This is a genomic window from Deinococcus budaensis, from assembly GCF_014201885.1.
GTDB classification, from domain to species: Bacteria; Deinococcota; Deinococci; order Deinococcales; family Deinococcaceae; genus Deinococcus; species Deinococcus budaensis.
The window spans coordinates 51,747-68,569 of the sequence record NZ_JACHFN010000009.1 but is presented as its reverse complement, the minus strand read 5'-3'; the positions used below and the strand labels follow the sequence as shown (position 1 = coordinate 68,569).

The 16,823-nt window shown below is 71.8% G+C and carries 18 protein-coding genes and 1 tRNA gene; 10 read left to right on the top strand and 9 right to left on the bottom strand.

The window, feature by feature from the left end; translation table 11 throughout:
* Nucleotides 1-78: 78 nt before the first annotated feature.
* The 5 genes from HNQ09_RS12475 to prfA are packed head-to-tail and all read right to left on the bottom strand — an operon-like array spanning nt 79 to nt 3,777.
* On the bottom strand, nt 79-1,044 hold the full coding sequence (locus tag HNQ09_RS12475) for an RluA family pseudouridine synthase (RefSeq protein ID WP_343057785.1): 966 nt from the start codon (nt 1,042-1,044) through the stop codon (nt 79-81).
* Nucleotides 1,045-1,078: 34 nt separating this feature from the next.
* Nucleotides 1,079-1,489 carry an AAA family ATPase gene (locus HNQ09_RS12470; RefSeq protein WP_246363336.1) on the bottom strand — a complete coding sequence of 137 codons (411 nt, stop codon included), beginning with the start codon at nt 1,487-1,489 and terminating at the stop codon, nt 1,079-1,081.
* Nucleotides 1,489-2,166 carry an adenine nucleotide alpha hydrolase gene (locus HNQ09_RS12465; protein WP_221269803.1) on the bottom strand — a complete coding sequence of 226 codons (678 nt, stop codon included), beginning with the start codon at nt 2,164-2,166 and terminating at the stop codon, nt 1,489-1,491. Before HNQ09_RS12465 ends, HNQ09_RS12470 begins: the two co-directional genes overlap by 1 nt.
* On the bottom strand, nt 2,163-2,663 hold the full coding sequence (locus HNQ09_RS12460) for an NUDIX hydrolase (protein ID WP_184029768.1): 501 nt from the start codon (nt 2,661-2,663) through the stop codon (nt 2,163-2,165). The genes HNQ09_RS12465 and HNQ09_RS12460 overlap by 4 nt, the downstream gene beginning before the upstream one ends.
* Entirely contained in the window at nt 2,650-3,777 is a 1,128-nt protein-coding gene (gene prfA / locus HNQ09_RS12455) for a peptide chain release factor 1 (protein WP_184029765.1), read from the bottom strand. Before prfA ends, HNQ09_RS12460 begins: the two co-directional genes overlap by 14 nt.
* A 170-nt stretch (nt 3,778-3,947) precedes the next feature.
* Here prfA and HNQ09_RS12450 point away from each other — a divergent pair, with 170 nt between their 5' ends.
* The 4 genes from HNQ09_RS12450 to HNQ09_RS12435 all read left to right on the top strand — a co-directional run bounded on the left by HNQ09_RS12450 (nt 3,948) and on the right by HNQ09_RS12435 (nt 8,475).
* Nucleotides 3,948-4,910 (top strand): homoserine dehydrogenase, encoded by a 963-nt coding sequence (locus tag HNQ09_RS12450; RefSeq protein ID WP_184029763.1) that lies wholly within the window; start codon nt 3,948-3,950, stop codon nt 4,908-4,910.
* A 159-nt stretch (nt 4,911-5,069) separates the two neighbouring features.
* A complete protein-coding gene (locus HNQ09_RS12445; RefSeq protein ID WP_184029761.1) occupies nt 5,070-6,512 on the top strand; it encodes an ABC transporter substrate-binding protein in 1,443 nt (480 codons plus the stop codon).
* A gap of 203 nt (nt 6,513-6,715) precedes the next feature.
* Nucleotides 6,716-7,639, top strand: a complete 924-nt coding sequence (locus HNQ09_RS12440; protein ID WP_184029759.1) for a carbohydrate ABC transporter permease — start codon at nt 6,716-6,718, stop codon at nt 7,637-7,639.
* Nucleotides 7,636-8,475 carry an ABC transporter permease subunit gene (locus HNQ09_RS12435; RefSeq protein WP_184029757.1) on the top strand — a complete coding sequence of 280 codons (840 nt, stop codon included), beginning with the start codon at nt 7,636-7,638 and terminating at the stop codon, nt 8,473-8,475. Before HNQ09_RS12440 ends, HNQ09_RS12435 begins: the two co-directional genes overlap by 4 nt.
* Nucleotides 8,476-8,531: 56 nt before the next feature.
* On the opposite strand, the gene HNQ09_RS12430 is transcribed toward HNQ09_RS12435, so the two are convergent.
* Nucleotides 8,532-9,980: a glycoside hydrolase family 13 protein gene (locus tag HNQ09_RS12430; protein WP_184029755.1), complete on the bottom strand. Its 1,449-nt coding sequence runs from the start codon at nt 9,978-9,980 to the stop codon at nt 8,532-8,534.
* A gap of 146 nt (nt 9,981-10,126) precedes the next feature.
* Between HNQ09_RS12430 and HNQ09_RS12425 the strand changes: the two genes are divergently transcribed.
* A complete protein-coding gene (locus HNQ09_RS12425; RefSeq protein ID WP_246363335.1) occupies nt 10,127-10,525 on the top strand; it encodes an ArsR/SmtB family transcription factor in 399 nt (132 codons plus the stop codon).
* Nucleotides 10,526-10,590: 65 nt separating this feature from the next.
* Entirely contained in the window at nt 10,591-11,052 is a 462-nt protein-coding gene (locus tag HNQ09_RS12420; protein ID WP_343057783.1) for an SRPBCC domain-containing protein, read from the top strand.
* Between the two features lie 65 nt (nt 11,053-11,117).
* Here the strand turns inward: HNQ09_RS12420 and HNQ09_RS12415 are convergent, their stop codons facing one another.
* Nucleotides 11,118-12,419, bottom strand: coding sequence for a tRNA nucleotidyltransferase/poly(A) polymerase-related protein (locus HNQ09_RS12415; protein ID WP_184029751.1), 1,302 nt, complete (start codon nt 12,417-12,419; stop codon nt 11,118-11,120).
* 142 nt (nt 12,420-12,561) lie between these two features.
* Here HNQ09_RS12415 and HNQ09_RS12410 point away from each other — a divergent pair.
* A tRNA-Ala gene (locus HNQ09_RS12410) sits at nt 12,562-12,636 on the top strand.
* Nucleotides 12,637-12,764: 128 nt separating this feature from the next.
* Nucleotides 12,765-13,067, top strand: coding sequence for a hypothetical protein (locus HNQ09_RS12405; RefSeq protein ID WP_184029749.1), 303 nt, complete (start codon nt 12,765-12,767; stop codon nt 13,065-13,067).
* Between the two features lie 243 nt (nt 13,068-13,310).
* Here HNQ09_RS12405 and HNQ09_RS12400 read toward each other — a convergent pair whose 3' ends face one another.
* On the bottom strand, nt 13,311-13,904 hold the full coding sequence (locus HNQ09_RS12400; protein ID WP_184029747.1) for an FmdE family protein: 594 nt from the start codon (nt 13,902-13,904) through the stop codon (nt 13,311-13,313).
* A 342-nt stretch (nt 13,905-14,246) separates the two neighbouring features.
* Nucleotides 14,247-14,807: a DUF2231 domain-containing protein gene (locus HNQ09_RS12395; RefSeq protein ID WP_184029745.1), complete on the bottom strand. Its 561-nt coding sequence runs from the start codon at nt 14,805-14,807 to the stop codon at nt 14,247-14,249.
* Nucleotides 14,808-14,961: 154 nt separating this feature from the next.
* Between HNQ09_RS12395 and HNQ09_RS12390 the strand changes: the two genes are divergently transcribed.
* Nucleotides 14,962-15,636, top strand: a complete 675-nt coding sequence (locus HNQ09_RS12390; protein WP_343057782.1) for a YczE/YyaS/YitT family protein — start codon at nt 14,962-14,964, stop codon at nt 15,634-15,636.
* Between the two features lie 94 nt (nt 15,637-15,730).
* The gene (locus HNQ09_RS12385) at nt 15,731-16,756 is read left to right on the top strand and encodes an MBL fold metallo-hydrolase (protein WP_184029743.1); all 1,026 of its coding nucleotides are present in this window, start codon (nt 15,731-15,733) and stop codon (nt 16,754-16,756) included.
* The last annotated feature ends 67 nt before the right edge of the window (nt 16,757-16,823 follow it).

Sequence of the window (16,823 nt, the reverse complement as noted above, 5' to 3'; positions counted from 1 at the left end):
GGCGCACGAAGAAGAAGTGTACACGGTACACCTGCAAAAAGCAAGGGGGCCAGAGGAGGGCTGGAGCCAGGACGCGCCCTACTCCGGCGGCGTCTCCAGCCCGGCGGGGAGGCTTCCGCCGAGCGTCACCCAGGCCGAGAGCAGGTCGTCGGGCGTGGGCGCGTGCAGGTGCAGCGGCTGGCCGGTGGCGGGGTGGGGGAGGGTCAGGAACTGCGCGTGCAGGGCGTGGCGTGGCATGACCTCGCTGGCCCGTCCGTACACCGCGTCACCCAGGAGCGGGCTGCCCAGGTGCGCGAGGTGAACTCGAATCTGGTGGGTGCGCCCGGTGCGGGGCTGCGCGCGCACCAGCGCCAGCGTGCGCCCATGGCCGTCTGGGTGGGCGGCCAGCGGCGTGAAGAGGGTCTGCGCGTCGCGCGGGTGGGCGCCGCCGACGGTCATGCGCTGCCGGGCGGTGGGATGCCGCCCGATGGGTGCGTCCACCCGCACCGGTCCCTGGGCTGGCCACATTCCGGCAGCAATCGCCAGGTACGTCTTGCGCGTGTCGCGGTCCTTGAACGCCGCCGCCAGCCGCGCGTGCGCCTCGACCGTTTTGGCGACCACGATCACGCCGCTGGTGTCGCGGTCCAGCCGGTGAACGATGCCGGGGCGGTAGCCGTCGGGACCCTCGGCGCCGGGCTGCTCGGGCAGGGTCAGGCGGCCCAGCAGGGCGTTGACCAGCGTGCCGGAAGTCACGCCGGGGGCGGGGTGGGTGACCATGCCGGGCGGCTTGTTCACCGCGATCAGATGGGCGTCCTCGTACACCACGTCGAGGGGGACCGTTTCGGGGGCCACGGTCGCGTCGGGCGGCGGGGGCACCTGCACGGTCAGCGCCTCGCCGCCCCTAAGTTTCAGGCTGGCCCGGGCCGCGACCACGCCGCCCACCTGCACGTGCCCCCCCGCGATCCACCCGGCGACCTGCGAGCGGCTCACGCCCGTCAGCTCAGCCAGCACGGCGTCCAGACGGCCGGGGGTGGCGGTCAGCGACAGGGGAGGGGGGAGAGTCACGGGGGGCAGTGTAAATCCTCGTGGCCCCGGCGCTTCAGGCTTCCGGGGCCAGGGCTTCGAGCGCGTCGGCCAGTTCCGCGACCGACAACCGGCCCGAATCGAGTTCGGCGTCGGCCCCGGCCCGCAGCAGCGGCTGCACCGTCTCCAGGTAGCCCAGCACCTCCGCCGGAGCGCTGAGCAGCACCACACGGTCGAAGAGGGCGTAGAAGCGCCCCTGGTTCGACTTGCACCCGCCCATGAAAAGCGGCCCGCCCGCTTCCCCTCCGGTCAGCAGCGCCCGCATGGGGGCCTCGCGCCACACCCAGTCGGGCTGGCCCTCCGGGTCCGTGAGCCATTCGGACCACTCGTCCGTGTCGGTGTCCACCGTCCGGTGGCCGCGCCGGGCCAGCTCCTCCAGCGCCGAGGACTTGCCCGTCCCCGACATGCCGGTCAGGAGGACGCGCATCAGCCCAGCCGCAAGTCGAGCGTCGCCACGCCGCCCGCGCGGTGAACGGCCCCAGCGTGCAGCCGCAGCGGGGCCGCGAAGCCGGGACCGTCCACCACCACCGTGTGGTATTCGCCGCTCTCGCCGCAGGCATCCGCGCCCAGGCCCTCGATCTCGTCCAGCAGCGCCGGGTCCAGGACGCGGCCCAGCAGCCCTGCGGGGAGCGCATCCTCACGCACGGCAACGATCCGGGCGCAAAGGCCCCGGCGCAGGCCTTCTTCTACCAGCGCGCGGCGGGGTTCCTGCCACAGGGGCAGCGCGGCCCGCAGCCCCGCCGCCGCGCACACCCGCTCTTCCCAGTCGCGGTAGTCCTGGAGGTCGATGTCGCCGAAAACCACCGACTTTGCCCCGGCGCTTTCAGCCCGGCGCAGGAGAGCCGTGAACTCGCGCTCGTAGCCCGCCCAGGAGGCGCGGGCGGTCCAGAGCGGCAATCCCAGCGCCGCCGCCTGCGCTTCCAGAATCTCGGGCCGCAGGCCGTGCGAGCGCGACCGCTCCCCGCCCTCGTCCAGCATGTTCAGCAGCGCGAGCGGACGGCCTCCCGCCGCCTGGGCGCGCAGCAGGGCCAGGGCGCTGTCCTTGCCGCCGCTCCACGACAGGGCGAAGGGCGCTGCCCCAGCGGCTGGCCCAGCCGCGCTCACCGGGAGGACTCGGCCCGCAGCGGCGGCACCCGTAGGCCCCCGCGTCCGTCCCAGCCCTTGAAGGCGTAGAAGCGGCCCGGCTCCCCGGTGCGCAGGTAGTCGCTCAGCGGCTCGCGCATGGGGGGCGATTCCAGCAGCTCGATGGCCTCGTCGGGGGTGCAAAAGCGCGCTTCCACGATGAAGCCGTCGGGGTCGGCGGGGTTGAGCAGGCCCTCCCAGGTCGCCTCGAAGGCCACCGCGATGGCGCGCTCGCCCCGGCGCTCGTCCTCGATATGCACCGTGTAGGCCATGTGCTTGATGCCGGTGAGCTTGAGGCCCGTTTCCTCCGCGATCTCGCGGTAGAGGGCTTCGAGCAGCGTCTCGCCGGGTTCCACCACGCCGCCGGGCAGGGTGTGGCGCACCCGCCCGAGGCCCTGCCAGTCGTTGCCGACCAGCAGCACCCGCCCGAAGCGGTCACGCAGCACCCCGGCGGCGACCAGCAGGTCACGCCGCGCCATGACTCGCCCGCCCGTCTCCGCGTCCGGCCCCGTCCGCCTCGCCCAGCTCCAGCAGTTGCCGCTCGCGCTCGGCGCGGCCCAGCGCCGCCACCACCGGACTCAACCCGCCCGCCATCACCGCGTCGAGGGCGAAATTCTTGGTCTCGCCTTCCAGCCGGTGGTCGGTCACGCGGTTTTGCGGGTAGTTGTAGGTGCGGATCTTCTCGCTGCGTTCGCCGGTCCCGACCTGCGAGGCGCGCTCGGTCCGTTCGCGTTCCTCGCGCGCCGTCCGCTCGCGCTCGGCCAGGCGCGAGGCCAGCACGACCAGCGCCTTTTCGCGGTTCTTGATCTGGCTGCGCCCGTCCTGGCAGACCACCGTGATCTCGTCGGGGGTGCCCGCGCGGTACACGGCGCGCACCGCCGAGTCGGTGGTGTTCACCCCCTGCCCGCCCGCGCCTTGCGAGCGGAACACGTCGATGCGGACCTCCGAGAGGTCGAGCTGCACCTCGCCCTGCTCGGCTTCGGGCAGCACCGCGACCGTCACCGTGCTGGTGTGGATGCGGCCCTGCGACTCGGTGGCCGGAACGCGCTGCACCCGGTGAACGCCGCGCTCCCACTTGAAGGCCCGGAAGGCGAAGTCCCCGCTGACCTCGGCCACGACCTTGCTCGCGCCCCCCAGGTCGCTTTCCGAGGCGTCGAGCACGTTCACTTTCAACCCCGCGCCCTCGGCGTAGCGGGTGTAGAGCCGCAGCAGGTCCATGGCGAACAGTCCGGCTTCCGCGCCCCCGGCTCCGGCACGCAGTTCCAAGATCACGTCCTTGGGGTCGTCGGGGTCGCTGGGAAGCAGCAGCACCTCCAGCTCGGCGTCCAGCTCGGCCAGCCGCGCTCCCAGCGCCGCGACCTCGCCCGAGGCCAGCTCGCGCATATCGGGGTCCGAGAGCAGCTCACGGGCGCCCGCCAGGTCGCGTTCCAGCGCCCCCCGCTCGCGGTAGAGGGTCACGACCGGCGTCAGCTCGCGGTGGCGGCGGGTCAGCCGGGCATAGGCGGGGGGGTCGGCCAGCATCGCCGGATCGCCCAGCGCCCGCTCGACCATCCCGAACTCCGCCGCCAGCTCCTCCAGGCGGCCCCCACTCAAGGGGACACTTCCGGGGGCGGGGCCACGCGCGCCCCCTGAAACTGAAAACCACCAAACACAGGCATCATGCGGGCAGTCTACCTGCCGCCCCCCGGGGCGACCGGAAGGCAGACGACAGGGCCGCCGGGGCCGGGGGCGGGCGCTCCAGCCCAGGCGATAGAGTCACCCCCATGAGAACGGTCACGGTGGGGCTGCTGGGCTGCGGCACGGTGGGGCAGAACGTCTTGCGGTTGCTGGAGAGGCGCCGGGACATCTTCAGCGACCTGGGGGTCGAGATCGAGCTGACCGGCGTGCTGGTCCGCGATCCTGCCAAGGCCCGCGACGTGCCGCCCGGCACGCCCCTGACCAGCGACCCGGCCTTCTTGCAGGAGAGCAGCGTGGTGATCGAGGCGCTGGGCGGCATCCGGGAACCGCTGGCGCTGCTGTTGCCGTACCTCCGAAGCGGGCGGCCCGTCATCACCGCCAACAAGGCCCTGCTGGCCGAGTGCTGGGACGACCTGCGCGGGCACGCCCTGGCCGGGCGGCTGTACTACGAGGCCTCGGTGATGGCCGGAACCCCCGTGATCGGCCCGATGAGCACCGTGCTGCGCGCCAGCACCTTTACCCGGCTCCAGGCGGTCCTGAACGGCACCTGCAACTACGTGCTGACCCAGATGGAAGCCGGGAAGAGCTACGCCGAGGCCCTCGCGCAGGCCCAGGCCCTCGGGTACGCCGAGGACCCGCCCACCCTGGATGTCGGCGGCTTCGACACCGCCCACAAACTGACCGTCCTGGCCCGCTTCTGCGCCGACGGCGACTTCCCCTACTCGGCGGTCGAGGTGCAGGGCATCGAGGGGGTCACGCTGGAGGACGTGCAGGAGGCGGGCAAAGCCGGGGAGCGCTACAAGCTGGTGGCCGAACTGCGGCCGGAAGGGCAGGGCTGGCACGCCCGCGTCTCGCCGCAGCGCCTGCCCGTGACCCACCCGCTGTGCAACGAGGCCGCCAGCCGCAACGCGCTGGTGTACGAGGGCGAGGAATGCGGGGCGCTGATCTTCGCCGGGGGCGGGGCCGGGGGGATGGTCACGGCGTCGGCGATGGTGGGGGACCTGCTCGACCTGCTGATCGGGTTTCCGGGGCACGTGCCGCTGCACTGACCGGCCCGCGCCCCACCCCAGTCCTGCCGGGCGGTCGCCGTCCGGCGGCAATCACGTATGAAATGCACTATTCGGGGCCGAGGGACCTCCCTATGCTGCCTGAATCCGTCTAATCCGTCCCCCCGTGACTCGTCCTGTCCCGTTGCTTCAGGAGGCCCCATGAACCGCCGCACTGCCCTGACCGCCCTGCTGCTGGGTTCCAGCGCCCTGCTTTCCGCCGCGCACGCCGCCCCCGGCACCTGGCGCGGCACCATCACCATGGTCGCGGCCGACTACACGCCGAACTTTCCCGGCGTGAAAAACCAGCTCAAGGTGTTTCAGCAGATCGCCAACGAGTACGAGAAGAAGTACCCCGGCATCAAGATCAAGTTCCACACCGAGCCCATTCCCGACACCAACACCATGATCCGGGTCAAGGCGGCGGCGGGCGAACTGTTCGACGTGTACTGGGCGCAGGCCTACAGCCTGAATTCCACCCTCCCCAAAGGGGTGGCCGCCGACCTCGCCCCCGCCTTCCGGCAGCCCAACCCCTACATTCCCGGCAACAAGGCCTGGCAGGACGTGATGGACAAAGCACAGCTCGCCGAGGGCCGCAACCCCAGCGGGGCCGTCTACACCCTCAGCGGCGACCGGGTGGTCTACACCATCTTCTACAACAAAGACCTCTTCAAGAAAGCCGGGATCAGCAAGGCGCCGACCAGCTGGGCGGAACTGATCGCCGCCTCGAAAAAGCTTCAGGCGGCGGGGGTCTACCCTATGCACGCCGTGCCCGCCTACCCGTGGTGGAGCCGCCACTTCCTCTCGGACCTCTACAGCAAGGACTACGCCAAACTCACCGGCTACGACGGGCTGCCGGGCCAGTCGCCGCTCGACGAGGCCGTCGCGATCCACAAGGGCATCCTGACGCCGAAAGACCCCCGCTTCATGTCGTGGTGGCCGACCATGAAGCAGTTCACCGACACCTGGCCCCGGGACTACCTGACCGCCGACCCCGGCAAGAACTACGACGCCTTTCAGGATTTCGTGGGGCAGAAAGAAGCCATGCTCTACGAGGGCAGCTACAAGACCCGCGAGATGCTGGACGCGGGCGTGAAGTTCCCGGTCGGGGCCTTTAATTTCCCGCGCCTGACCAAAAAAGAAAGCCCCTACGCGACCGGCGTGAACACGGCCAACGCCTACACGGGCACGGGCGGCTTCCAGTACGCCATGAGCACGCCGCTGGCGAACAAGTCCATGCGCGAAAAGGGCAAGACGCAGGCGGTGCTCGACTGGATGCGTTACTTCGGCACGCCGAAAAACCTGCAACGCCTCACCGCCGAGCAGGGCACCTACGTGCCCACCTGGCCGGGCACCACGGCCAAGCTCGCGCTGAGCAACTTCGACGCGGCGGCCATCCAGGCGCAGATCAAGCAGCCCGAGCGCTCCATCGGCGTGGCGAACGCCTCGGCCAACCTGGGCTGGGGCGACATGCAGCGCGTCTTCGGGCTGTACCTCAGCGGCAACATCACGCTCGACCAGGCCAAGCAGCAGGCCCAGACGGTGCTCGACCGCGCCGCCGCCGACTACGCCCGCAAGAACAAGGTCGATCTGTCCAAGTACTGAGCGGCCAAGTGTGGAGCGGCCTAGTCCCGGGCCGCCAGGAGTGCTCTTTCCCATGAGTGACCGTCCTTACCTGCTGACCACCCTCAGCCACACCTGGCCCAGAACCCCCTGGCTGCGCCGCCGGGTCGCCTGACCCCGCCGGGCTGGAAGGAGTGCCGCCGCGCACGCTTCCGGCCCGGTGTCGTTGTTTCCGGAGGACCCCCATGACCGCCCTGCCCGGCTTCCGTTCCGCCCCCGCCTCCCGGCGCAGCCTGCTCGCGCGGCTGCGTGGGGGCTGGCCCGCCTACCTGTTTTTGCTGCCCACCCTGCTGCTGGTGGGGTATTTCTCGTACTTTCCGGCCTACACGGCGATCACGCGGGCCTTTACCGACTGGGACGGGCTGAACGTCCCCACCTTCACCGGGCTGGAGAACTTCCAGCGGGCCGTGACCGACCCGGTGATGGGGCAGGCCACCCTGAACATGGCGATCTGGGTGGGGCTGGGCCTCCTGCTGGCGGTGGTGCCGCCCCTGCTGATCTCGGAGCTGATCTTTCACCTGCGCGGCAAGAAACGGCAGTACGCCTACCGGACGCTGTTCGTGCTGCCCATCGTGATTCCGTCGCTGGTGCTGCTGCTGGTGTGGGGGGCCTTTTACCGCAGTGACGGCCTGCTCAACGCGCTGCTGGGCGCCGTGGGCCTGGAGGGGCTGCGGCACGACTGGCTCAGCGACCCCGACACGGCGCTGCTGAGCCTGATCTTCCTGGGCTTTCCGTACGTGGACGCTTTCAACTTCCTGCTGCTGTACGCCGGACTTCAGAACATCCCCGACGAGGTGTTCGACGCGGCCCGGATCGACGGGGCGACCGGCTGGCGGCGGGTGCTGCGCATCGACCTGCCGCTGCTGCGCCCGCAACTGGGCCTCATCGCGCTGCTGGCGATCATCGGCAACGTGCAGTACTTCATCAGCCCGCTGGTGCTGACCTCGGGCGGCCCCGGCTTCGCGACCACCGTTCCGGCCCTGCTGATGTACCAGACCGCCACCCGCGACGGCGAGTACGGCTACGCGATGGCGATGGCCGTGCTGCTGATGATCGTGGTCGTCGCCCTGACGGGCCTCTCGCGCCTGCTCGGCCGGGGGAACCGGTGAAGCGCGTGGGGCTGACCCCCGGCGAGGTGCTGCGCCAGGCGCTGCTGATCGTCTTCGGGCTGCTGGCGCTGTTTCCGCTGTATTTCAGCGTCGTCAATTCCTTCAAGGACCGGGTGCAGTACGCCGAGAACCTGCTGAACATTCCCACCCGGCTGCACCCCGAGAACTACGCGGTCGCCTGGGCGCAGATTCAGGGACCGCTGGTGAACTCGGTGATCGTGACGGGCGTGAGCGTGCTGGCGACGTTGGTGCTGGCCAGTCTCAGCGCCTACGCCTTCGCGCTGATGGACTTCCCGGGGCGGCACCTGCTGTTCGGACTCACGTTCGCGCTGCTGCTGGTGCCCGAGTTCCTGACCCTGATCCCGCTGTACGTGCAGATTCAGGCCCTGACACTGCCCAGCAACTACCTCGCCATCATCCTGCCGACGGTGGCGGTGGGACAGCCCTTCGCCATCCTGGTGCTGCGGGCGGCTTTTGAGGCGATTCCGCGCGACATGCTCGAAGCCGCGCGGCTCGACGGCGCCGGGCACCTCGCGCTGCTGCGCCGCATCGTGCTGCCCGTCAGCCTGCCGGTCCTGGTCAGTGTGGCGATCATCCGCTTGATCCCGGTGTGGAACGAGTATCTGCTCCCCTCGCTGGTGCTCGACGAGCGCCACCGCACCCTGCCCGTCGCGCTGGTGACTTTCCAGGGGGGCGGGGCGGCGACGGCCATCACCCCGAACTACGGGGCCTTGATGGCCTCCTACGTGCTGGCGGCGGTGCCGCTGGTGCTGCTCTTCGCGTTCCTGATGCGCTCCTACATCCAGGGGGTGACCAGCGGCGGCGTGAAGGGGTAGGGCAGGCAGGGAGAGCGGGCGGGGAGGTTGATGTGCCTCCCCGCCCTTTGCCCCACTCAGGCTGGAATAAGCACCACGGCGCCCCGCGCAGGCACGTCCAGTTCGGTGTCGCCCCCAAGGTCGAAGGTCTGCCCGCTCAGGGCGTCGCGGTACACGCCAGGCCGCACCCCGGTCAGCGGCAGGCGAGTCTGGGTCCGGGCCACGTTGAGGGCGACGTACGCCGCCTGCCCGTCCAGTTCGCGGGCGTAGACCAGCCCCTCGCCCGCCGCGTGCGTGAAGCGCAGCTCGCCCCGGCGCAGGGCGGGGGTGGCGTGGCGGGCGGCCGTGAGCCGTTGCAGCAGTCCCAGCGTCTCGCGGTCCCAGCTCGCCTCGTCCCAGGGAAAGGCGCGGCGGCAGTCGGGGTCGGGGCCGCCGGGGAGGCCGATCTCGTCGCCGTAGTAGATGCAGGGCGCGCCCACGTAGGTCATCTGGAAGACGCTGGCGAGCCGGAAGGCGCTGGCGTCCCCCCCCGCCGCCGTGAGAAAGCGGGCCGTGTCGTGCGACCCCAGCAGGTTGAGCTGCGCCCGCACGATCTCGGGGTGGTACATCCGCGTGACCTCCCCGATGCGGCGGGCGAAGGCGGCGGCGTCCAGGGCTTCGACCCGGCCCATGCCGCTGACCTCGTTCAGCGCGTGGTCGATCGTGCGCCCCCCGAAAAAGCCCAGACAGGGCCGCGTGAAGTGGTAGTTCATCACGGCGTCGAACTGGTCGCCCGCCAGCCAGCGGTGCGCGTCGCCCCAGATTTCGCCCACGATGTAAGCGTCGGGGTTCACGGCCTTGACCCGGCGGCGGAACTCGCGCCAGAACGGATCGTCGTCGATCTCGTTGGGCACGTCGAGCCGCCAGCCGTCCACGCCGAAGCGCATCCAGTACTCGCCCACCGAGAGCAAAAACTCGCGCACGGCGGGGTGATCGGTGTTGAACTTCGGCAGCGCGCGGATGCCCCACCACGCCTGGTAGTTCGCGGGCTGCGCGGCGTCGTAGGCGTGCAGCGGCCACTCCTCGACGTGGAACCAGTCGCGGTAGGCGCTCGCTTCCCCCTGTTCCAGCAGGTCGTTGAACTGAAAAAAGCCCCGGCTGGCGTGGTTGAACACCCCGTCCAGCACGACCCGGATGCCCCGGGCGTGGGCGGCGTCCACCAGCGCCCGCAGCGCCGCGTTGCCGCCCAGCATGGGGTCCACCTGAAAGTAGTCGTGGGTGTGGTAGCGGTGGTTGGAGGCCGACTGAAAGACCGGGCAGAAGTAGATCGCGGTGACGCCCAGCGAGGCGATGTGGTCCAGCCGCTCCAGAACACCCCACAGGTCGCCGCCCTGGTAGCCGTCGGGGGTCGGCGGGCTGCCCCAGGGCTGGAGCCTCAAGCCCCCCACGCGCCCCGAGCGGGCGAAGCGGTCAGGGAAGATCTGGTAGAAGACGGCGTCCGCGACCCACTCGGGGGTGCTGGGGTGAGGCTGTTCGGAGGGCGACATGCAGCCGCAAGCATAGCCCCTGACCCGGCCCGCCGTCCTTGTCCAGCTGGGCGAGCACGTAAGACTCTATATCACTTGACAGGAATATTCCAGATATAGAATAATAGTTCCAGTTCCGGGGACTTCCCTGGAGAAAGGAGGACACGTTGCTGAACGCCGCGACCTTCAGCGCCCTGGCCGAACCGCACCGGTTGCAGATCGTCGAGCTGCTGAGTGGGCAGCCGCTGACGGTCGGGGAGATCGCCGCGCGGCTCCAGCTGCGCCAGCCCCAGGCGTCCAAGCATCTGCGCGTGCTGAGCGAGGCGGGGCTGGTGGCCGTCCAGCCCGCCGCCAACCGGCGCATCTACGCGCTGCGGGCCGAACCCTTTCAGGACCTCGACGGGTGGCTGGAGACCTACCGGGGCCTCTGGGAAGGCCGCTTCGACCGGCTGGAAGGGTATGTCCAGCAGCTTCAGGACGCGGCCGCCCCGGCAGACCCGCCCGCCGACGCCCCCGCCGAGACGCCCAGCCGCCAAGTCTCCCCCTCAACAGAGAGGTTGCCATGACCAGTCACGCCACGTCCCTTACGCGTTCGGCCGTCGAAGGCGGTCAGGTTCTTGTCCTCGAGCGTGTGTTCAAGGCGCCCCGCACGCTGGTCTTCGGCGCCTTTACGAACGCCGAGCACCTGCGCCGCTGGTGGGCGCCCCAGGGCTGGGACGTGCCTTTTTGCACCGTCGACCTCCGGCCGGGCGGCAGATGGCACTACTGCATGAGGTGTACGGACCCCGCCCAGGGCGAGTTCTACGGCCTGGAGTCCTGGGGACTGGGCCTCTACCGGGAGATTGAGGCGCCCGCACGCCTCGTCTACACCGACTATTTCTCGGACGCCGAGGCCAACATCAACCCCGACCTGCCGCCGACCCTGGTGACGCTGACGTTCACGGAGGTGGAGGGAGGCGCGACCCGGGTCACCAACCGCGCCGCCTACGACTCCGCAGAGGCCCTGAAGACCGTGATGGACATGGGCATGGTGCAGGGCGTGACCGAGACCTGGGACCGTCTGGCCGGGCTGCTGGAGGCCGGGCAGCCCTAGTGCGCCCGAGGGAGGCCGCCTGAGTAGGGGGAGGGAGAGCGGCGTGCTTCACGCTCGCCGCCGGGTCAGGCCTGCCGCGAGAGCACGAAGGCGCGGGCCTCCTCGGGGCTGGTCACCTCGCCCAGCGCCTGCGCCTCGGCCACGGCCCGCAGCGCCTCCCCGACCGCTGGGCCGGGGGGCAGGTCCAGCAGCGCCATCACGTCGCGGCCGGTCAGCAGCGGGGGCGGAGGGGCAGGCTGCTCTTCCAGCGCGGCCAGCACGCGGTCTATCGCCTGCATGTAGGCGTGCCGGACGGCGGGGTGGCTGTCCGGCCCGCGCGAGGCTTCCCGGTCGGCCAGCATCAGCCGCAACAGGTCAGGCAGCAGCGGACGGCGGCGGTGGACAAAACGCCGGGCTTCCCGCTCGCCCGCCGGAAGCTGCGCCATGTGCGCCCGCACCAGCGCCGCCGCCCGCTCCACCGTGGCCGAGGGCAGCCGCAGCCGCGTGAGCCGCTCGCGGGTCAGCTCGGTCCCAATCCGGTCATGTCCGTAAAAGGTGGTGCGCCCGGTTGCCGGGTTGACGCCCCGGGCGCGCGGCTTGCCCACGTCGTGCAGCAGGGTGGCCCAGCGCAGGGCGGGGTCGGCGTCGGGGAAACGCGCCAGCAGCTGGTGCAGCGCCTCGACCCCGTGGTGAAACACGTCGAGGTGATGAAAGCCGCCCTGCACCATCCCGATCCCCTCGCGCAGCTCGGGGAGGGTCAGCGCCAGCAGGCCGAGATCTTCCAGCCGCAGCACCCCGCGCGCGGCGTCCGGGTGCGCCAGCAGCGCCTGCATCTCGTCGCGCACCCGCTCGGGCGCGGGGCGGGGCAGCACGCCCGCCGCGAGGTCGTGGGCAGCCTGCCGCGCGGCCCGCCCGGTCGCCTCCTCCAGCCGGAACCCCAGCGTGACCTCGAAGCGGGCGGCCCGCCACGCGCGCAGGGGGTCGGCGCGCAGGTTGGCCTCCGAGACCATCCGCAGCCGCCGCGCCCGCAGGTCGGCCCGCCCGCCGCAGGGGTCGAGCACCCGGCGCTGTGGGGTCAGCGCCAGCGCGTTCACCGTGAAGTCGCGCCGCCGCAGGTCGGCCGTCACGTCCCCCGGCAGCAGCGGCACAAGGTCATGCTGCACGCCGCCCGGGGCGTGGACCCGCCAGTAGCCCCGTTCCTCGTCGAGGGCAAAGGGAGAGCCGCCCAGCTGCGCGGCCAGTCCGCGCGCCGCCGCCGCCGGGTCCGGCACCGCCCAGTCGTAGTCTCGCGGGGCCACCCCGCGCAGCCAGTCGCGCACGGCCCCGCCGACCAGCAGGCCCCCCGCTGGAAAAGGGGGGAGGGGAGGGCGGCGAAACAGGAGAGCCATGCGGGGTGCGTCCAGACTAGCGTTTCGGGATGGGGCAAGAAGGGCGCGCCGTCCCCCCCGGTCGGTTCAGTGCTCAGCAGGGGTGTGCCGGGGCCGGACCCTTGCCCCGGCGGGCGCACTCTGCTACCTTGAGCGGCGCTGAGGGGGCTTAGCTCAGCGGGAGAGCATCCGCTTTGCAAGCGGAGGGTCAAGAGTTCGAATCTCTTAGCCTCCACCAGATGAAACACTGTCTTCGGACGGTGTTTTTCCCTTTGCCTTGGGCGGGCTGTGCCCCCACCCTTCCCGTGTCTGGGGCCACGCGGAGCGCCAGACGAAAGGCAGGCGGGACCGAGCGAGGGTGCGGGCATGCCCACCTCCCCTGTCCTCTCGCTGCGCGTACGGCACACCGCCTACCTGCCGGGGACCGCCCGCGCCGCCCTGCGCGCGCTGCTGGGCGACGACTTCAGCGAGGACGACTGGGACCACGCGCTGGGGGGCCTGCACACCCTCGCCTGGCTGGAGGGCCAGTTGGTCGGGCACGCGGCCCTGGTGCAGAGGACCCTGCTGGTCGGGGACACGCCCCGGCGGGTGGGCTACCTCGAGGCGGTGGGGGGGTGCACCCGGAGGTGCAGCGGCGCGGGATCGGCCGGGCCATCCTGCGGCGGGTGAACCTTCAGGTGGCGCGGGGCCACGACTTCGGGGCGCTTGCGGCCAGCGAGGAGGGCCTCGCACTGCACCGGGCAGCGGGCTGGGACGTGCGGCGGGGGCCGCTCGGCGTGAGGACGCCGGGGGGCATCGTCCCCACGCCAGAGGAGGCGGGCGGCGTCCTGGTCTACGCGCCCGCCGGGGACCTCGACTTCCAGCTGCCGCTGACCTGCGCTGCGACTTTCGCAGGGGGACGTGTGGTGAACCTCAGCCGGGTTCCCAGTAGCGCTCGCCCGCGCAGTCGCGGCACAAGGTCCCCTCCGGCCCGCTGACCTCGCGCCCGTTGACGATCTCCTCGCCGCAGCGGTCGCAGGTCGTCCGCAGGCCCGCCACGCTGATCAACGCCGCGAGGTCGAGGGTGACCCGCACAGGCTGCACGGCAAAGAGCGCCTCGTCGGGCCAGGTCTGGTAGGCAGCCAGGTAGGCGTCCCAGCGCTTCTGCCCGTCCGGGCGAGCTTCCCGCACGCGGGCGCGCAGGTCGGTGCGGGGAGCGATGCGCACCGCCCGCCCCGTCTTGGTGTCCACGAAGGTCGCGGCGACCTTGCCGTGATCGACCAGCCGCAGGGTGCGGCGGCCCAGCCAGCAGCCGCTCGCCACCGACACGCCGTCTGCGAAGCAGCCGTCGGTTTCCACAAAGGTCAGTACCCGCTTGTCGGCCCGTGGAAAGTCCAGCCCCAGCCACTCGCCCGCCAGCAGCCCGGCGCGCGCCCCCAGCACCTGCCGGGGGCAGAGGTGGCGGTGCAGGGCCGCGCTCTGCCGCAGCAGTTCGGGCAGGGTGGGCGAGACTGCGGGCGTGGTCATGGGCCTGACCCGCCTGCCGCGCCAGTCCCGCCGCCGTCGCCGGTCTCGGCGGGACCAGGCTGCGGCGAGGTGCCGCGGGGCCGGTGGTCCGGACCTCCCGGGCCAGGTTCGGAGCCGGGGCGAAAAGTCCGGGTGGGGTGGGCGGGGTCCGTCATGGCGAGGCTCCTTCAGAGGGGGAATCGGCGCCGCCCCCGCTTCTGCGCGGACGGCGACCAAGGGCGGTGCGCGCCAGGCACAGAGGGGCGAAGGGGAGCGTCAGGACCAAGCCTCCTGGGACCACCTCGGCCCGCCTGCTGGCCCGCGCGCAACGTGGAGGGGGAGACGAGCAGGCGGCGTGGCGCCTCAGCCCTGCGGCGTCGCCAGCGTGTGGCCTACGCCCAGCCCGTGGCGGTAGACCAGCTGCCCACCCAGGAAGCCGCCCAGACCTGCCAGCGCCAGCGCGCTGCCCGACAGCGCCTTGCCCAGCCCGCGCTTGCCCCTTTTTCTGGCCCACAGCGAGGCGAGGTTGAGGGTAAAGGCGACCTCGTTGAGCGAGCCGTGAAGCAGGCCGGTGCGCCTCGCCTCGCCCCGGGTGTTCGACCAGTCGGTCCAGCCGGCGGCGATGGCGCCGACCGCGCCCACCGTGCCCAGCAGCAGCGCCCGGTCGGCGGCCTGCTCGGACTCCCGGCCCTGCCCCGGCAGAAAGTCCAGCAGCCCGGCCACGATCCAGCCTCCCAGCGGCAGGTGAATCAGGATGGGGTGGAGGGGATGGCCCAGCGGCTGGCCGTGCAAGAACGCCACCACGCCGGGCGGCAAAAGCGCCAGCGCCTCGCGCAGCCGGGGCTGCGCCGCCGCCGCCGCGTCTTCCAGCCAGTCGTGGCCGCTCAGCGTGTCCTCGAGGGTGTCGTTGATCTGGGATTCCATACCGCCTCCTGGGTGGCCCCGCGTGGGCTAGCCGCCCTGCCTCATGCTGGGGAAGCGGCCTGCCCCCTCCGTGAGCCGCCTCTGCGGGCAGCTTAAGACACGGCCACGGTCAAGGCCGGGCAGGGCCGGGCGGGGGAGTGCTACGCTCGCCCGCGTGACCCGCCGCCCCTGCGCGCCCCTCGCCGCCGTCACGCGCCTGCCGAGGCCGGGAAGGTACGCGCTCCTGGTGTTCGGGCTGGCCCTGTACGGCCTGAGCCTGCGGCTGATGCTCGACGCGCGGGTAGGCGTGGCCCCCTGGGAGGCCTTTCACCTCGGCGTGACCCGTCACCTGCCGCTGAGCATCGGCGGGGTGAGCATCCTGACGGGCGTGCTGATCGTGGCCCTCACCCGGCTGCGGCTGCGCGAACCCCTCGGCCCAGGGACGGTGCTCAACGTCCTCTTGATCGGCCTGTTTCTGGACGTGCTGGGGCCGCTGGTGCCCGACCCCGCCGCGCTGCCCGCGCGCTGGGCGCAGTTCGCGCTGGGGGTGGCGGGGCTGGGCCTCGCTACCGGGACCTACGTGGCGGCGGGGCTGGGCGCCGGGCCGCGCGACGGGCTGATTCTGGGCCTGAGCCGCGTGACCGGCTGGCCGGTGGCGCGCGTCCGCAGCGGCGTCGAACTCGCGGTGCTGGGGCTGGGCTGGGCGCTGGGCGGTCAGGTGGGCTGGGGCACCCTGGCCTTTGCGCTGGCGAGCGGCCCGGCCATGTCGGCTGGGCTGGCCCTGTACGGGCTGCGGCGCGGCAAAGCGCAGGCCGCCGCGCCTGCCGAGGCCGCCCCCCCGCCCCGGTAAACCCGGTTCAAGGAATTCGGCAGGCCAGGCCACACACCGGGGGACCCAGGCCGTTTAATGTCAAAGGACATTCCCCTGTTGGAGGTTTCCTGCTATGAGTGACCCGCGCTCCCCGTCCGACCCCGCCGACGCCGCGTCCGTCCGCCCGCTCAACCGCCGCGACACCCTGCGCCTGCTCGGAGCCGCCGGGCTGGTCACGGCCGCCGCGCCGCTGGCCCGCGCCCAAACCGCACCGGCCCAGACCGCACCGGCCCAGACGGCTCCAGCTCCTGCCGCCCCCAGCGGGCCGCTGAATGGCAACGGCTTTTACCGCCAGCGCCTGGGGGACCTGACCACGGTGATTGTCAGCGACGGCACCGCTCCGCTGGCGGCGCTGCTGCCGACCTGGGGCGCCAACCCCGACCGCCAGGCCGAGTTCGCCGCCACGCTGGCCGAGTACCACGTGCCCGCCACGAACACGGTCAACCACTTCACCCCGGTTGTCCTGGAGACCGGGCGCCACCGGGTGCTGATCGACACCGGGCGCGGCGGCGCGAACGGGCAACTGCTCGCCAATCTGGCCCGCGCCGGTATCGACCCGGCCAGCATCGACACCGTGTTCATCACCCACGGTCACGGGGACCACATCGGGGGCCTGACCACCGGCGGGCAGCCCACCTTTCCGGGCGCGCGGCACGTGATGGGCGCCGCCGAGTTCCAGTTTTGGACCACCCAGGCCAGTCCCAACGCGGCGGTGCAGGCCAACCTGATCGGTCTACGCGACCGCTTCACGCTGATCCAGCCCGGCGCCGAGATCGTGCCGGGGCTGACGGCCGTCGCCACGCCGGGCCACACGCTGGGGCACCTCGCCGTGCGCGCCCAGAGCGGCGACCAGGGGCTGATGGTCTTCGGGGACGCGGCGGGGCACTTCCTGCTAAGCCTCAGGCACCGGGGCGCCTACATCGGCTTCGACACCGACGGGCCGCTGGCCGCCCGCACCCGCCAGCGCATCTTCAACACGGCGGTGGAGGAGGGGCTGTGGGTCACGGGCTACCACTTTCCCTTCCCGGCCATCGGGCACCTGCGCCGCGTGATCGGCGGGGCCTACGAGTACGAACCGGCCGTGTGGCAGTGGAGCTGAGCGGGCGCGGGCGGAGCCGGGGCGGGTAAGCCGGGGGAAAGGGCGCGGGGGCGACGGCCTGCCGCTC

Coding starts and splice junctions, on each gene's coding strand:
- HNQ09_RS12445 (WP_184029761.1), top strand. CDS start 5,070: ATGAACCGCCGCACTGCCCTGACCGCCCTGCTGCTGGGTTCCAGCGCC.
- HNQ09_RS12415 (WP_184029751.1), bottom strand. CDS start 12,419: ATGGCTCTCCTGTTTCGCCGCCCTCCCCTCCCCCCTTTTCCAGCGGGG.
- HNQ09_RS12385 (WP_184029743.1), top strand. CDS start 15,731: ATGAGTGACCCGCGCTCCCCGTCCGACCCCGCCGACGCCGCGTCCGTC.
- HNQ09_RS12400 (WP_184029747.1), bottom strand. CDS start 13,904: ATGACCACGCCCGCAGTCTCGCCCACCCTGCCCGAACTGCTGCGGCAG.
- HNQ09_RS12430 (WP_184029755.1), bottom strand. CDS start 9,980: ATGTCGCCCTCCGAACAGCCTCACCCCAGCACCCCCGAGTGGGTCGCG.
- HNQ09_RS12405 (WP_184029749.1), top strand. CDS start 12,765: ATGCCCACCTCCCCTGTCCTCTCGCTGCGCGTACGGCACACCGCCTAC.
- HNQ09_RS12450 (WP_184029763.1), top strand. CDS start 3,948: ATGAGAACGGTCACGGTGGGGCTGCTGGGCTGCGGCACGGTGGGGCAG.
- HNQ09_RS12470 (WP_246363336.1), bottom strand. CDS start 1,489: ATGCGCGTCCTCCTGACCGGCATGTCGGGGACGGGCAAGTCCTCGGCG.
- HNQ09_RS12395 (WP_184029745.1), bottom strand. CDS start 14,807: ATGGAATCCCAGATCAACGACACCCTCGAGGACACGCTGAGCGGCCAC.
- HNQ09_RS12440 (WP_184029759.1), top strand. CDS start 6,716: ATGACCGCCCTGCCCGGCTTCCGTTCCGCCCCCGCCTCCCGGCGCAGC.
- HNQ09_RS12460 (WP_184029768.1), bottom strand. CDS start 2,663: ATGGCGCGGCGTGACCTGCTGGTCGCCGCCGGGGTGCTGCGTGACCGC.